The organism is Candidatus Poriferisocius sp., assembly GCF_965204145.1.
Classification (GTDB): Bacteria; Actinomycetota; Acidimicrobiia; order Acidimicrobiales; family Bin134; genus Poriferisocius.
Genome location: NZ_OZ241977.1, coordinates 2,038,479 through 2,053,148 on the forward strand (window position 1 = coordinate 2,038,479; position 14,670 = coordinate 2,053,148).

The following is a 14,670-nucleotide window of genomic DNA, read 5'->3' on the forward strand; positions in this document are numbered from 1 at the left end:
GCGAGTGATCTGTACACTAGATAGTCAGGCGGTCTAAGACCTCGGTGGCTTCGGTAACGATGGAGTCGATGATCTCTTGGCAGCTGGGGAGGGCGTTGATGTTGCCCACCACCTGGCCGGTGGGCAGGATGCCGACCTCGGGGTGGCCGTCGACCATGGCGGCCTTGGTCATCATGGGGGCGTTGGCTGCCATGGCCATCTGGGCCCAGGTCAGGTTGAGGCTGCGGCGCATGGCCAGGCCCTCTGATAGGAGTTGGCGGTAGCCCACCCCGGTGAGGGCTCGGAACTTCAGCGCATTGCGGGCCGCCCGGATGAACGACAGCGGTCCCGAGCGCTCCAGCCGGGAGATCACACTGGTGTTGATCACCCGCTGGGGTACGCCGTCTACTGCGGTAGTGACCACTGTGCCGGTGAGCTTGGTGTCGAGATAGACGGCCTTCACGTGGTCGGGCACATCGCTGTCGGACGACAGCAGAAATCTGGTGCCCATAGCCACGCCGTCGGCTCCGAAAGCCAGGGCCGCGGCCAGCGAGCGGCCGTCCACCATGCCGCCGGCGGCGATGACCGGGATGTCCACCGTGTCCACGACCGCGGGCAGCAGCAGCGTGGTGGCAATGGGACCGGTGTGGCCGCCGCCCTCGGCCCCTTGGGCGATCACCGCGTCGACCCCCCAGGCGGCCACCTTTTCGGCGTGGCGGGGGGCGCCGATGGTGGGAACCACCACCACTCCGGCGTCCTTGAGCTTCTTGACAGTGGCCTCGCCAGGGGCCTGGGCGAAGCTGGCCACCGGGATCTGCGCCGCGATGATATGGTCAACCCGGCGGTCGATGTCGGCCGCGTCGGTGCGGAGGTTCACCCCGAAGGGCCGGTCGGTTGCCGCAGCCACCGCGTCGATGGTCTCGACCATCTGATCAAAGGTGAGCGGCGCGGCGGCAATGATGCCCAGGCCGCCGGCGTTGGAGGTGGCTGCGGTCAGCCGGGCGCCTGATACCCAGCCCATGCCGGTTTGCACGATGGGGTACTCCACCCCGAACAACTGGCACACCCGGGTCTGGAGTCGGGGATCTACAGCCATCGGAGGCTCAGCGGAACTCGGCCTTTCGGGCACTGGTGGGATCTAGCACCTCGCGGATCAGGTGAAGTTCCTCGTCGGTGGGCAGCCGAGTCTCGACTACGTCGTCGGTGCCGGCCAGCTCGAACGCAGTGGCCTCGATCACCTGCTCCACGGTCACGCCGGGGTGGACCGAAGCGATCCTCATGCGGTTGTCGTCGGTCTGGAAGTCGAACACCCCCAGATTGGACACCACCCGTCGCACCTCGTGGAAGCGGTTGCTCGGCGAGCCGAGCGCCCGCATCCGGTCGTACCCCGGCCCCGACACCACGTCCACCGAGGCCACAAACGAGCGGATGGAGTGGTTGGGCACCCAGTAACTAGTGGTGTGGTTGACCAAATTGCCCGGAGCGCCCCGCAAGCCGAGGAGCTGGGCCTTGGGCTGGCGGAAGTCGCCGATGGCGGCGATGTTCTGGTTGCCCCACTGGTCGATCTGGCTGGCCCCCATCAACACATGGCGCTTGCCCGACCACACGATGTCGAACACGGTGCGGTAGGGCACCCACGACTCCACCACCTTGGGGGCGTCGGGATCGCCCACCGGGAAATCGTTGGCGGGAAGCACCGCTACGGTGTCGGTGTACACCAGATCGGGCTCGAAGGTGGCCCGGGCCAAGCGGCCGCCCACGATGGGCACGGTGCCGATGGGGTTGCACAGGATCTCACCGTCACCCCGGAAGGCCTCGGCGCAGGCCACCACACAGATCTCGTCGATGGTTGCTTCGGTGACAGTGCTCATGACCGGGCCTCCAGCGCCTTCAGGTACTCGGCATGGGAGGGAGCGTCGAGGTAGGTGGAGCGGAAGGCCTCCCATGCCTCGGGGTCGCGGGCGGTGGCGGCGTACTCCCGCTGGAAGGCCTCATCGCGCCCGTAGTCAGGCGGGCACTCGGTGAAGTGCGCCCCTCGGGGGGCCTCCACCACGCCGTCGGTGAAGATGCGCTGGATGCGCAGCGTGTGTACCGATCCCTCGTCGAGAAGGCTCTCGGTGGGCACGATCTTCTCGGTGCTCAGGTAGGTCTTGTCGGCGGCCATGGCGAACAGATCGTCGAAATACAGGTCGGGCCCCAGGAACTGGCCGTTGCCGGCGGCGTCGGCCCGGTTCATGTGGATCAACGCGGCGTCAAGCTTGAAGGCGGGGATGGCCACCAGCTCCTCCCCGTCGTCATAGGGCGAGGTCACCGTGCGCAGCTCGGGGTTCATGGTCAGCATGTCGGAGCCCAGACCGGCCCGGGTGGGATAGAACGGAACCCGGTGAGAGGCGGCCAGAAGCCCCAGGTAGAAGGCACCCTCGTCCAGTTCGGTGAACTCGATGGCCCCGCTCTGTCGGGCCTGGCGGAAATGGGGCTCCAGCGGGATGGAGTCCAGCGACACGAACCCGTACACCGCCCGGCGCAGCTTGCCCGCCGCGCACAGCAGCCCGATGTCGGGTCCTCCGTAGGCCACCACGGTGAGGTCCTTCAGATCGGAGCGCAGAATGGCCCGCACCAGCGACATGGGCTTGCGCCGGGATCCCCAGCCGCCGATGCCGATGGTCATCCCGTCTTTCAGTTCGGAGACGACTTCGTCTTCGGTCATCCGCTTGTCGACCATGGCGGCGACGATAGCCCGCGCCTGTGACCCGGCCCACACTGGCAGAACAGCCTCCTTCGGCGCGGTCATGCTCCCGGTAGCCCCCATAAGGCACACTGGCAGCAATGGATGACCTCGATTTCACCGGCAAGACCGCCATCATCACCGGCGGCACCAAAGGGCTGGGCCGAGGGATGGCCACCCGCTTCCTGGCTGCGGGCGCCGATGTGGTGATCTGCGCCCGCCGCCCGCCGGAGGAGCCGGTAGCCGCCGACGGCCGAGAGGCGCGGTTCGTGGCCGCTGACGTGCGGGATCCCGAGCAGATCGCCGGGGTGGTGGACGCTGCGGTGGAGCGCACCGGGCGGGTCGACACCCTCATCAACAACGCCGGCGGCGCTCCTCCAGCCGATTCCGCCACCGTGTCGCCCCGGTTCAACGAGAAGATCGTGGCGCTGAACCTGATGGCCCCCATGGCGTTCAGCCAGGCGGTGTATCCGGTGATGCAGAACCAGGACAGCGGCGGGGTGATCCTCAACATCTCGTCGGTATCGGGCATCCGGCCCAACCCCATGGGGATCGCCTACGGGGCGGCCAAGGCCGGGCTGTTGAACCTGAGCGAGACGCTCGCGGTGGAGTGGGGGCCCAAGATCCGGGTTCTGACCGTGACCGTGGGGCTGATCGTGACCGACGACGCCCACCTGTACTACGGCGACGATGCCGGCATCGCCGCGGTGGGCGAGACCATCGCCTTGGGCCGCATGGGCCAACCCGAAGATGTGGCCGATGTCTGCCTGTTCTTGGCCTCGCCCATGGCCCGGTGGATGTCGGGGGCCAACATCAAGGTCCACGGCGGCGGCGAGAAGCCCGCCTATCTGGGCGTCTCCACCGGTGAGGTGGCCGCCGAGGACACCTGATCGGCCTGGAGAACCCCAACGTGGCGGTGAGCATCCCTTTCGTGACCGAGCCGGAGGTGGAATACGGCGCGGTAGTGGAGATGGCCCCCGGCCTGCGCCGGGTGGTGGCCAACAACCCCGGCAAGTTCACTTACAGGGGCACCGGCACCTACATCGTGGGCCAGGGCCGGGTGGCCATCGTCGACCCCGGCCCCGACGACGCCGACCACATCGAAGCCGTCCTGGCCGCGGTGGCCGATGAGCAGGTAGAAGCCCTGCTGGTCACCCACACTCACCGGGATCACTCACCCGCGTCACAGGCGGTGGCCGAGGCCACCGGTGCTCCGTCCTATGGGTTCGGCCCCCATCCACCTGCCGATGACGACGACGGCAAGAGCGAGGAGAGGGGCGACCTCCACTTCGTCCCCGACGCGGCGGTGATCCACGGGGATGTGGTGAAGGGACCGGGGTGGAGCTTCGAGTGCCTGTACACGCCGGGTCACATCTCCAACCACATCGCCTACCGCTGGCGGGAGGCATCCGGGGTGTTCACTGGCGATCACATCATGGGGTGGTCCACCACTATCGTTCCCCCGCCCGACGGCAACATGACGGACTATATGGCCAGCCTGCGGCTCTTGGCCGAAGCCACCCACGACCGGGTTTACTGGCCTACCCACGGCCCCCCGGTCACCGAACCCCAAACGCTGGTAGAAGCCCTTTACGCCCACCGCTTGGATCGGGAGCGCCAGATCACAGAATGTCTGGCCTCCGGGCCGCAGACCATTGCTGAGATGGTGAAGGTGATGTACGCCGACGTGGCCCCCGAACTGCACGAGCCTGCCAGCCGCTCGGTGCTGGCCCACCTCATCGCCATGGTGGGCGACGGCCGAGTGGGCACCGACGACGAGGTCACCGCCGAGTCGGTCTACTACTCGCAGTAGCAGGCGGCAACAGCTGCCGCCTCCTCGTCGGGCTGTTCAACTACGAGACGCTCGTTGAAGGCTCATTCAAGTAGCAAGCAACCAGAGCCGACGCCACCTCGTCTTGTGCCTCCCCGAAGCCCTCTCCCGTGTCGATCACCATCGCGTCCCTTACGACGTCTCGTAGCCCTTCAACTGAGATTTGTGAGGCGATGCATCTGGCTCGATCTACCGGCTCACCCTCTGCCACCAAGACATTGACCACGAAGTTTCGCCAGTCGACGCAACCCAAAGACAGATTCTCAAGGTCGAACGCCTCACGATCGGAAATGTCGAACCAGCTCCCGAACACAAACAGTCCCGGTTGCTGGTATGCCTCGGTAAACGACTCCGGGTTGAGTCCCAATTCGTCAAGCCGTTCGTCGGTGAATACGGAAAATGCCTCCTCAGCCAGACACATGATCTCCTGTCGAGATATGAAGGCGGTGACCAGCTCGTCTCCCAAGACCAGCTCAGCAAATGTGTCGGTCAACTCCTGCCTGTTGGGCCCGGGTGGATCCCCAATATCAGCCTGCTCGCCATTATCGGTTCCAGCGGCCTCGGTAGGTTGCGGAGTGGGAGCTTCGACCGCCTCAGTGGGTTGGACTGCGGAAACCTGGGTAGCTGGCACAGACGGCGCGCTGCCCTCGCTTTCGCTTGAGCAGGCCGCCGCCAAAAGGGTTGCAAGGATTATCGGGAGGAACCAGCCACGGCGCATAAAGACAGGTTCCGGGTCAGCCGGATTCCTCGATAGTCACCGAGTTGACGAACACCGGAGGCTCGGGGCCCCCACCCAGGGGATTATCGGGCTGGTCCACGTGGCTAGCCAGAATAGCCTCGGCCACCGCCAGGCTCGCATCGTCCATCTGGCCGAACACCACATAGGTGCCCTGGTTGTTGAGCCGGGCGGTCTGCTCGTTGACCGCGAAGAAGAACTGGGCGCTGGCGCTATCGGGCGCCGCGGTGCGAGCCATCACCAGCTGGCCCGGCTCATAGGTGAACCCAGAGCCCTCATCGGGAATGGTGTAGCCCGGACCGGGATCGGATGGCGAGTTGGTATGCGGCGCCCCGCCCTGAATGATGCCGATGCCCGGATCGGTCCGGAACAACAGCGTGTTGTCGTAATAGTGATAAAGGGCCAATACCGCGAAGTTGTTGGCGGTGATGGGCGTGTTGACCATGTCGAGGGCGACCCGCATCTCCCCCGCCGTGGTGTCGAACACCGCGGTGTACTGCTTGGAGGCGTCCAAGCACATCGGCTGGGGACCGTCGAAACCCAGGACCTGGGGTCCCGAACCGTCAACAGGAGGGCATGCGCCTGCGCCACCGCCCCCGCCTGGGTCGGCACCAGCCGATTGGAACCCGGAGCCGCCCATGGAATCGATCTCCTCAGGAGTCAGGCATCGGTTCTGGAGTTCCGCGAGTTCGCCCATCAACTGCAAGAAGGCTTCTTCGTCCTCAGGTTCTTCGCCTTCGAGCATCATGTCGACCACCTCGTCGGGCAGTCCGTCAGCGACGCAGCGGGCGCTCTGCTCGGAGAGGCCGTCTTGGACGAATGTCTCAAAGAGCATGTCTCGAACGCCGTCACAAGCTTGGAATGCCTCGAGCACATCCTCCTCTGCTAGCCCGAAGTCGTCCTCTGATTCGGTGATCAGCGCGCTGATGACCACATGACGGAGGGCCTCATCTGAGACCTCAGAAGCGATGCATCGGGCTTGATCCGGTCGGACCCCCTCACCAGCGATCTCTTCAGCTAGAACGGCCCTCCAATCGAGACATTCCAAGGCAGTGTCCACCAGTTCGGATGATTCCCTATCGGTGATCTCGTAGACATCGCCAAAGCCAAAAGTGCCTCTGGCCTCATATATCGCGGTTACCGATGGCCCGTTCAAACCAAGCTTGACCAACCGGTCATCAGAAAAAACCTCGGCCAAGCCGTTGGCCATGCATCTCTGGCCTTCTGTGAAGAATGGGCGCTTGTCGGCTTCGAGCATCACGGTGAGCATCGCGTCGGCCAGATCATGCCGGTCGGTCGAAGGCATGACAGGGGTCTCGGTTGCCGCTGCGGGCGGGGCGCTGTCCTCGCTATCGCTTGAGCACGCCGTAGCCATTAGGGCCAAAGCTAGAATCGGGGCAAGCCAGTAGCGGTGCATCGGACAAGTCCTTTCTCGGCAGAAACTCACTGCCATCACCTACCTACGACGCCCAAACAGTAGAAGACGTTCCAGCAAGACAAGCGGTATTGCCGACACCGCGCTTCAGGCCACCGCTCCAGACGACCGAAGCGCCTCCACTTCATGGGGGGAGTAACCCAAATCGGCGAGCACCGCATCGGTGTCGGCTCCTGTCGGCTGCGACGCCGTGGCGGGTTCGGAGGGAGTGCCCTGGAATCGGGGGGCGGGGCGGGGCTGGTTGATGCCGTTGAACTGGAAGAACGCATCGCGAGCCATGGCGTGGGGATGGGCCGGGGTCTGGCCCATGGTCAGCACTGGGGTGACGCAGGCATCGGTGCCGTCGAACACGGCCATCCACTCGTCCAGGGTGCGGGTGGCGATGATCTCCCCCACTCGCTGCTTCATCTCCGGCCACCGGTCCCGATCCATCTGGTCGGGCAGATCGTCGGCGTCGGCCAGGCCGATGCCGATCATGAACTCCGCGTGGAACTGGGGCTCGATGGCCCCCACCGCCAGCCACTTCCCGTCGGCGGTGCCGTACACCTCGTAGAAGTAGGCCCCGGAGTCCAGGAAGTTGGCCCCGTAGTCATCGGTCCAGAATCCGCTGGCATGGGCCGCATAGAGGGGCGACAGCAGGTAAGCGGCGCCGTCCACCATGGCGGCGTCAACCACTTGGCCATCGCCACCCCGGGCCACATCCAACAAGGCGGCCACCATGCCCAGCACCAGGAACACCGAGCCGCCTCCAAAGTCGCCGATGAGGTTGAGCGGCACCGACGGGGGCTGTCCTGTACGCCCGATGTGGGCCAGCGGACCGGCCAGGGAGATGTAGTTGATGTCGTGGCCGGCCCGGTCGGCCAATGGCCCAGATTGCCCCCAACCGGTCATCCGTCCGTAGACCAGCTTGGGATTGCGGGCCAGACACGCATCGGGGCCGACACCGAGACGCTCGGCCACACCGGCCCTGAAGCCTTCGAAAAGCCCGTCGGACGATTCGACCAGGCGGAGCACCGCATCCACTCCCTCAGGCTGCTTCAGGTCGAAGGCCACGGTGCGCTTGCCCCGCTCCATGGGGCCCGACTGCGAGGCCACTGGGTTGCCCGAGACGCCCACCCGGTCAACCCGGATGACCTCGGCACCCATGTCCGACAGCATCATGCCGGCAAACGGGGTCGGCCCGATACCGGCCAGTTCGATGATGCGCATTCCCTTTAGCGGACCCATGGCCCTACGGTATGCCTGAGAGTCGGAGCAACCGAAAGGCAGAGACCCAGATGAGCGCCACCGAACGAAAGACCGCCCTGGTCACCGGAGCCAGCCGGGGCATCGGAAAGGCCAGCGCCATCGCCCTGGCCCGGGCAGGATTCGACGTGGCCGTGTCGGCCCGCACCCTGGTGGACGGAGCGGGCCGCGACATGTACAACCCCGACCTCACCATCCCCGGGGGCCTCGACACCACCGTGGCCGCCATCGAAGCCGAGGGCCAACAGGGAGCAGCATTCACCATGGACCTGCTGGACCGGGCCAGCGTGGATGCGTGCATCGGCGGTGCCCTAGAGCACTTCGGACACCTCGACGTGCTGGTGAACAACGCCATCTACCAGGGCAAAGTGAGCATGACCCCGATTCTGGACCTGGAAGAACCCGAGGTTCACAAGCTGTTCGAGGGAAACGTGTTCGCCCAGATGGCGATCACCGAGCGGGTGCTGGCCGCGATGGTGGAGCAGGGCTCCGGAACCATCGTGAACATGATCTCCGCCTCGGCCTACACCGACCCGCCCGGCCCCATCGGCAAAGGCGGCTGGGGCATGGCCTACGCCATGAGCAAGGGGGCGTTCACCCGCATGACCCCGCACATCCACGTGGAGCACGGCCCCGACGGCATCCGCTGCTTCAGCATCGATCCCGGCTATGTGATCACCGAGGCCGCCCGGGCCCGCAACACCGCAGGATCGTTCCCCTACCCCGGTGGAGAGCCGGCCACCATCGGCGCAGTGGTGGCCTGGCTGGCTACTACTTCCGACGCCGACGAGCACTTGGGCGGCATCGTGTACGCCCAGAGCGAGTTCAAGAAGCGGGGCCTGTCGGCGTGAGGGCAGTGCGCCACACGCCCGAAGGCTTCGTCAGACCAAGAAGGATGCCCGCAAGCGCTCGATGGTTTGGGGCTTGACTCCAAACTCGAGGGCGTAACCCTCAAGACCGCCCCACCGGTCGTCGACGATGTCCAATAGCTCGGTAATGGCGCTGACGGGGGCATTGGTTATGTCGTCGGGCAGCTTCGCCCACACTTTGGCCATTTCGGGCAACTCGGCCAAGGACCGTTCTCGGATTGCCGGCACCGCGGGCGCGGTAGCCGCGTAGTCGCCCACTATGTCTTGGCGACTTACCCCGGCCAATCCCAGAATCATCGCAGCCAGACAGCCAGTCCGGTCCTTGCCTGCCATGCAGAAAAATGCAGTCGGCCAAAGGCCGGGATCGGCCACCACTTCGATTGCCGCGGCGAACCGCTCTCCCCCGCTGCTGATCATGTTCTCGTAGAGCTGGCCGAAGGAGCGGTTCGCCATGTCGGGATCGGGGCGCTCATAGGTGTGCATGGTCCGGTCGGTGGTTCCCACGTGGTGCTCGACGATGCCCAGGGTCGGATTGAGCACCCCAACCCGCTCCCGCTCGTCGTTTGCCCGCAAGTCCACGGCGGTGCGGACACCCAGCCGGCCCGCAATCACCTCGGAGTCCGTCGGGCTTAGGCGGTGCAGTGAGTCAGCCCGGAACAGGACTCCCCACTTGGTGGTGCCGCCCAATGAGCTGGCGTAGCCGCCCAGGTCTCGGAAGTTCACGCACCCTTCCAGAGGGATGCGCCGCTGATGGTTCATTGCTCCAATTTCCCGTCTTTCCTCCGGCCCGCAATCTAGGACACCACTAGCGTGAGGGCGTGGTCGGGAAGATTCACGTCTTGGACGAGTTGACCGTCGAACCCGGACGGCTGGACGAGGTGCGTCGGTTGATGACCGAGGGCTACATGGAGGGGGCCAAGGCGCGGGGCATGACGTTGGAGCAGACGTGGCTGACACCGCCGATTGAGCTGTTCGACCAGCCCAACACGCTGGTGTACTTGTGGTCGGTGCCCGATGCGGCTGCGTGGTGGGCGATGCGGGGCGCCGCCGGGCGAGACCCCTCCGTGGCCGGGTTCTGGGCCGAGGTAGACGCTTGCTGCGTGGAGCGGCAACGACGGTTTCTGGTGGACGATCAGATTGGCGAGGAGGAATAGTGGGCCGAACGCTGGCACTGGTGACCCTGCTGGAAAGCGCCGATCCTTCTCGGGTGGCCGAATTGGAATCGGCGGCGGTGCTGGGCAAACACCTGCCGGGCACGGTGGGCGGCGGCCACTACACCTGGGACGGAATCGACGATCCGGTCCCACCTGGCTTTGAAGACGTGGCCGATGTCGACTTGGTAGAGCTAGAAATCATCGACGGAGCGGTAGCCGATCCCGGTTTCGCCGGGGAGATCAAGCGCACCCTCCTACTTCGGGTCGAGCCCGACGCACCGGCCGATTCTGTGACTGCGTTCGAGCGGGATCTCATGGCCATGCCCGACCACATTCCGGCCATCGTGAACTGGACCCTCAGCCGAGTTGTCGGCCCATCGGGCACCCGGTGGACCCATAGCTGGGAGCAGGAGTACTACACCCTCGACGGGCTCAAGGTGGACTACATGATGAGCCCCCACCACTGGGGCCTTATCGACGGCTGGTTCGATCCTGAGATGCCCCGACAGATCGTGGACCTCAAGCTGGCCCACGTCTACCACCCCACCGACCGCTCTGTTCTGGCCGCCGCCCTCGGTTAAGGGTGCTGGGAGCTGACCGAGACGATCTCGCCAGTCATATACGTCGAGTAGTCGCTGGCCAGAAACACCATCACGTTGGCCACCTCCCACGGCTCGGCGGCTCGGTCGAACGCCTCCAGCGAAATCAAGCTGTCGAGGAACTCCTGGCTGGATGTCTTGGCCAAGAAAGGGTGCATGGCCAGGCTGGGCGCCACGCAATTGACCCTGACTCCGGTCTCGGCCGCTTCAATGGCCGCGCAGCGGGTAAGGGCCATCACCCCGGCTTTGGCCGCGGCGTAGTGGCTCTGGCCGGCTTGGGCTCGCCAACCCATCACCGAGGCGTTGTTGACGATGACTCCCGAACCCCGGGGCATCATGTGGCGCAGCGCGGCTCGGGTGGTTCGCATGGTGCCGTTGAGGGTGACATCGATCACCACCTGCCACTGCTCGTCGGTCATGTCCACCAGATTGGCGGTGCCCCCCAAACCGGCGTTGTTGATCATCACGTCCACATGGCCCAACTCGGCCACTGCGGCATCGATCAATGCTTGGACTTCCTCTTCAACCGTCACATTGCAAAGCTGTGTGGTGGGCCGGACACCAAACTCTTCATCCAAGCGGTCGGCGGCTTCATCCAAGCGGCGCTCGTGGATATCGCTGATGAGCACTCGGGCGCCCTCGGCAATGCACCGCCGAGCAGCAGCAAAGCCCAGGCCGGTGCCCGCCGCCGCGGTCACCACCACGGTCTTGCCCTCCAGCAGCCCCCGTCCCGGCGGCTCGGCGGGAACTTCCCGGCTCACGGCGACACCGGAACCGGCGGCAGATCCTTCATGGCCTCGGCCAAATCGGCGATGGTCCACTCCCGCTCTGTATCAAGGAAGTCTTGGCGCAGCCACGGGGTGTACCAGCGGACATCGCCGCCTTTGACCATGAACACCCGGCCAGTCGCCTCGCAGTCGGCGGTAGCCAGCCACCCCACCACCGGAGCGGGGTGGAACGGGTGGTACACGTCGAACCCCTCGGCGGGCTTGGCCACCATCTCGGCCACACCCGGTGCCCCCTCGGTCATGCGGGTGCGGCCCGCGGGGGTGACGCAGTTCACCCGCACGCCGTAGCGCCCCAATTCCTGGGCAATGATCACCGTCATGCCCGCAATGGCCGATTTGGCTGCGCCGTAGTTGGACTGGCCCACCTGGCCGATCAGCCCCGAAGTGGAGCTGATGTTGATCACCGAGGCGTTCACCGCCTCCGCGGCCTTGGTCTGATCGCGCCACCAGCCGGCACACACTCGGGTCATGCAGAAGGTGGACTTGAGGTGGCCTCGGATCACCGAATCCCAGTCGTCCTCGCTCATGCTGGCGAACATCTTGTCCCGCAGGATGCCGGCGTTATTCACCACCACGTCCACCCCGCCGAAGGCGTCCAGGGTCTGGGCCAGCACCGATTCAGCCCCAGCCATCTCAGCCACGTCATCGCCATTGGCCACTGCTGTGCCACCCGCAGCAGTGATTTCGTCGACCACCGCCTGGGCCACTGCTGGATCGGCGCCGGTGCCGTCGGCCTCACAGCCCAAGTCGTTGACCACCACTTTGGCGCCCTCGGCGGCAAACAGCAGGGCGTAGTGACGACCGATGCCCCGCCCGGCGCCGGTGATTACGGCGATCCGCCCCTCGAGCGCGCCGTCCGACATCAGCTGCCCTGGGCGGCCTGGCGCTGGGCGGCCTGTGCGGCCAGCAAGGCCATGGTGGGGTGCTCTTCGAAGCCGATGGTGCGGGGCAGCGACTCCTCGATCCCCTCGGGGGTCCAACTGCTGTCGGGGGCATACATGGAGCGAAGTTCGCCAAATTGGGCCCACACCGAGATCCGAGGACCGACCACTGTGTACACCTGAGCTGTGATGTCCCGAGCAGCATCGCTGAGCAGGTACACGGCCAACGGCGCCACGTCTTCGGGCTCGCCTGCCTCGATCTCAAAAGGCACGTTCTCCGACATGCGGGTCTTGGCGCTGGGAGCGATGCAGTTGGCGTTGATGCCGTAGCGCTTCAGAGCCAACGCCGCACTCTTGGTGAGCGAGATGATGCCCCCCTTGGCCGACGCGTAGTTGCACTGAGAGGTCGATCCGGTGAACGCCCCGGAGGTGATTCCCACTAGAGACCCGCCGGTCTCCTGCTTGCGCATGATGGCCGAGGCATGCTTGTACACCGTGAAGTGGCCCTTGAGGTGGACCCGGATCACATCGTCGAACTCTTCTTCGGTCATGTTGAAGATCATCCGCTCTCGCAGGATGCCGGCCACGCACACTGCGCCGTCGATGGATCCCCAGGCGTCCACCGCAGCCTGGACCGCAGCCGCGCCGCCCTCCATGGTGCTGATGTCGGAGGCCAGAGCCAGGGCAGTACCGCCCGCCGCCTCAATCTCGGCCACCACCGCGTCGGCCACCTCCGATGACGGGTCGGAGCCGTCCAGCGACACGCCGTAGTCGGCCACCACCACGTTGGCCCCGGCTGCCGCGCAACCCCTGGCGATGGCTCGGCCAATGCCGTTGCCCGCTCCGGTGACGACGATGTTCTTGCCTTCTAGGTATCCGGTCACGGGCGAAAACCCTACCCCTCCAGCGGTTCGAGCAACTGGTCGAAGAGGCCTGCCAGATCGTCGGGAAGGATCTGGCCGCTGCCCCGGCTGGCCAGCATGCCGTTTTCGTTGATGATCACCCAAAACGGGGTTCCTGAAAGGCTGAAAGCATCTGACAACGTGCTGTCGGCGTCGTCGAGGAGCACCGGGAACGGCCAACCCTCATCTTTCAGCCATTGGCTGGGGGGATAGTTATCCCGCTCCGGGTTGACCAGGGTGGAGATGCCGAAGAACTCCACCCCCTCAGGCAAGCGGTTGCCCTCATCCAGCCAGTGGGTCAGCTCGGCAATCTCGTTCTGACAAGCCGGGCACCAGTGGGCCAGAAACACGATGACCGTGGGCTCCGGACCAGGCCTCCACTCGAACGAAGAGCCGTCCATCGCGGTGCCGGAAAATCCGGGAACCAACTGCCCCTCGGTGAATTCGGGCAGCGTCCCCGTGGGAACGCCGTCAAAAGAGACCGCCGCGGTCTCCGGGACCGGGGTCGGCGCCTCGGTGGCCGTGGGTGTCGGTGCTGGCGTCGGCTGCTCGGTGGCTGCTGGCGTGGCATCCGTTGTCGGCACGGGAGGTGCATCGTCGTCGTTGCTTCCGCAGGCAGCCACCAGCAAGAGGGCAACCGCCGCGAGCGCCACGACCCGGCGGGCACAGTGCTTCGAGTTCATGACCACAGGCTACGGGCTGGCTACAGCGGCATCACCACGCCGCCGTTGGGCCGCATGGTCTGCCCGGTAACGAAGCGCCCGGCCTCGGAGCACAAGTACAAGACGGCGTAGGCAATGTCGTTGGGGTCGCCCACGAACCCCAGGGGGTTCATCTGGGCGATGGTGTCGAAGTGGTTCCGCTGGCGCTCAGGGTCCACCTTGCCGTCGTCGTCGAGGAAGTGGCGGTCGTAGATCGGGGTCTCAATGGAGCCGGGGGCCACCGCGTTCACCCGGATGGGGGCCATCTCCACCGCCGCGGTTCGGGTGATCATCTTCACCGCCGCCTTGGTGAGGGCGTACACCGAGATCATCGGGGCGGGCATATCGGCCCCGGCCGATGACAGGTTGACGATGGATCCTGATTTCTGGTCGGCCATGGCCCTGCCCGCGGCTGCGGTGCCCCAGTAGACACCCTTGATGTTCACGTTCATCACCCGGTCGAGCTGCTCGGGGGTGGTGTCCACGATCAGGCTGTCGGTGATGATCCCGGCGTTGTTCACCATGATGTCCAGCCGCCCATGCCGATTCACCGCATCAGCCACCAAAGCATCCACCGCCGCCTTGTCACTCACATCGGTAGGCACCGCCGACCAACTGGCTCCCAACTCGTCGAGCGCCCCTCCGGTCTCGCCCATCCCGTCGGCGTCCACATCGCCCAGCACCACCGAAGCCCCAGCCTTGGCCAGCGTCACCGCCGTCCCCCGGCCGATCCCCGAGGCCGCCCCCGTGACCACCGCCACCCGGTCGGAAATATCAAACGCAGCAAGGATGTCGTCGTGCATGGCCCCATCATGGCCCTTGCAG

General features: G+C 65.5%; 17 protein-coding genes. 5 read left to right on the forward strand and 12 right to left on the reverse strand.

All coding sequences use genetic code 11. From position 1 onward, the window contains the following. Positions 1 to 16: 16 nt before the first annotated feature. The 3 genes from ACOGI7_RS09435 to ACOGI7_RS09445 are packed head-to-tail and all read right to left on the reverse strand — an operon-like array spanning position 17 to position 2,701. Complete coding sequence (locus tag ACOGI7_RS09435; RefSeq protein ID WP_419848505.1) at positions 17 to 1,075, reverse strand: NAD(P)H-dependent flavin oxidoreductase; 1,059 nt, start codon at positions 1,073 to 1,075, stop codon at positions 17 to 19. A gap of 7 nt (positions 1,076 to 1,082) precedes the next feature. After that, positions 1,083 to 1,850 carry a CoA-transferase subunit beta gene (locus ACOGI7_RS09440; protein WP_419848506.1) on the reverse strand — a complete coding sequence of 256 codons (768 nt, stop codon included), beginning with the start codon at positions 1,848 to 1,850 and terminating at the stop codon, positions 1,083 to 1,085. Further along, complete coding sequence (locus tag ACOGI7_RS09445; RefSeq protein WP_419851492.1) at positions 1,847 to 2,701, reverse strand: CoA transferase subunit A; 855 nt, start codon at positions 2,699 to 2,701, stop codon at positions 1,847 to 1,849. The genes ACOGI7_RS09440 and ACOGI7_RS09445 overlap by 4 nt, the downstream gene beginning before the upstream one ends. Positions 2,702 to 2,805: 104 nt before the next feature. Here ACOGI7_RS09445 and ACOGI7_RS09450 point away from each other — a divergent pair, with 104 nt between their 5' ends. Together ACOGI7_RS09450 and ACOGI7_RS09455 are read left to right on the forward strand one after the other, a co-directional pair. Then, positions 2,806 to 3,594 carry an SDR family oxidoreductase gene (locus ACOGI7_RS09450; RefSeq protein ID WP_419848507.1) on the forward strand — a complete coding sequence of 263 codons (789 nt, stop codon included), beginning with the start codon at positions 2,806 to 2,808 and terminating at the stop codon, positions 3,592 to 3,594. A gap of 41 nt (positions 3,595 to 3,635) precedes the next feature. Beyond that, positions 3,636 to 4,517 (forward strand): MBL fold metallo-hydrolase, encoded by an 882-nt coding sequence (locus ACOGI7_RS09455; protein ID WP_419848508.1) that lies wholly within the window; start codon positions 3,636 to 3,638, stop codon positions 4,515 to 4,517. 40 nt (positions 4,518 to 4,557) lie between these two features. Here ACOGI7_RS09455 and ACOGI7_RS09460 read toward each other — a convergent pair whose 3' ends face one another. The 3 genes from ACOGI7_RS09460 to ACOGI7_RS09470 all read right to left on the reverse strand — a co-directional run bounded on the left by ACOGI7_RS09460 (position 4,558) and on the right by ACOGI7_RS09470 (position 7,933). Beyond that, positions 4,558 to 5,028, reverse strand: coding sequence for a hypothetical protein (locus tag ACOGI7_RS09460; protein WP_419848509.1), 471 nt, complete (start codon positions 5,026 to 5,028; stop codon positions 4,558 to 4,560). A gap of 241 nt (positions 5,029 to 5,269) precedes the next feature. Beyond that, positions 5,270 to 6,577: a peptidylprolyl isomerase gene (locus ACOGI7_RS09465; RefSeq protein ID WP_419848510.1), complete on the reverse strand. Its 1,308-nt coding sequence runs from the start codon at positions 6,575 to 6,577 to the stop codon at positions 5,270 to 5,272. A 216-nt stretch (positions 6,578 to 6,793) separates the two neighbouring features. After that, positions 6,794 to 7,933: a CaiB/BaiF CoA transferase family protein gene (locus ACOGI7_RS09470; protein WP_419848511.1), complete on the reverse strand. Its 1,140-nt coding sequence runs from the start codon at positions 7,931 to 7,933 to the stop codon at positions 6,794 to 6,796. A 50-nt stretch (positions 7,934 to 7,983) separates the two neighbouring features. Between ACOGI7_RS09470 and ACOGI7_RS09475 the strand changes: the two genes are divergently transcribed. Continuing rightward, positions 7,984 to 8,802 (forward strand): SDR family NAD(P)-dependent oxidoreductase, encoded by an 819-nt coding sequence (locus ACOGI7_RS09475; protein WP_419848512.1) that lies wholly within the window; start codon positions 7,984 to 7,986, stop codon positions 8,800 to 8,802. A gap of 30 nt (positions 8,803 to 8,832) precedes the next feature. Here ACOGI7_RS09475 and ACOGI7_RS09480 read toward each other — a convergent pair whose 3' ends face one another. Beyond that, positions 8,833 to 9,579 carry a tyrosine-protein phosphatase gene (locus ACOGI7_RS09480; RefSeq protein ID WP_419848513.1) on the reverse strand — a complete coding sequence of 249 codons (747 nt, stop codon included), beginning with the start codon at positions 9,577 to 9,579 and terminating at the stop codon, positions 8,833 to 8,835. A 59-nt stretch (positions 9,580 to 9,638) separates the two neighbouring features. On the opposite strand from ACOGI7_RS09480, the gene ACOGI7_RS09485 reads away from it, so the two are divergent. Further along, positions 9,639 to 9,974, forward strand: a complete 336-nt coding sequence (locus tag ACOGI7_RS09485; protein WP_419848514.1) for a hypothetical protein — start codon at positions 9,639 to 9,641, stop codon at positions 9,972 to 9,974. Beyond that, positions 9,974 to 10,555: a Dabb family protein gene (locus tag ACOGI7_RS09490; protein WP_419848515.1), complete on the forward strand. Its 582-nt coding sequence runs from the start codon at positions 9,974 to 9,976 to the stop codon at positions 10,553 to 10,555. Before ACOGI7_RS09485 ends, ACOGI7_RS09490 begins: the two co-directional genes overlap by 1 nt. On the opposite strand, the gene ACOGI7_RS09495 is transcribed toward ACOGI7_RS09490, so the two are convergent. The 5 genes from ACOGI7_RS09495 to ACOGI7_RS09515 are packed head-to-tail and all read right to left on the reverse strand — an operon-like array spanning position 10,552 to position 14,648. After that, complete coding sequence (locus ACOGI7_RS09495; protein ID WP_419848516.1) at positions 10,552 to 11,334, reverse strand: SDR family oxidoreductase; 783 nt, start codon at positions 11,332 to 11,334, stop codon at positions 10,552 to 10,554. The genes ACOGI7_RS09490 and ACOGI7_RS09495 overlap by 4 nt on opposite strands. Further along, positions 11,331 to 12,224, reverse strand: a complete 894-nt coding sequence (locus ACOGI7_RS09500) for an SDR family oxidoreductase (protein WP_419848517.1) — start codon at positions 12,222 to 12,224, stop codon at positions 11,331 to 11,333. The genes ACOGI7_RS09495 and ACOGI7_RS09500 overlap by 4 nt, the downstream gene beginning before the upstream one ends. Continuing rightward, positions 12,224 to 13,126 (reverse strand): SDR family oxidoreductase, encoded by a 903-nt coding sequence (locus ACOGI7_RS09505; RefSeq protein WP_419848518.1) that lies wholly within the window; start codon positions 13,124 to 13,126, stop codon positions 12,224 to 12,226. The genes ACOGI7_RS09500 and ACOGI7_RS09505 overlap by 1 nt, the downstream gene beginning before the upstream one ends. A gap of 11 nt (positions 13,127 to 13,137) precedes the next feature. Continuing rightward, complete coding sequence (locus tag ACOGI7_RS09510; RefSeq protein ID WP_419848519.1) at positions 13,138 to 13,827, reverse strand: TlpA family protein disulfide reductase; 690 nt, start codon at positions 13,825 to 13,827, stop codon at positions 13,138 to 13,140. 20 nt (positions 13,828 to 13,847) lie between these two features. Next, complete coding sequence (locus tag ACOGI7_RS09515) at positions 13,848 to 14,648, reverse strand: SDR family NAD(P)-dependent oxidoreductase (RefSeq protein WP_419848520.1); 801 nt, start codon at positions 14,646 to 14,648, stop codon at positions 13,848 to 13,850. Between the last annotated feature and the right edge of the window lie 22 nt (positions 14,649 to 14,670).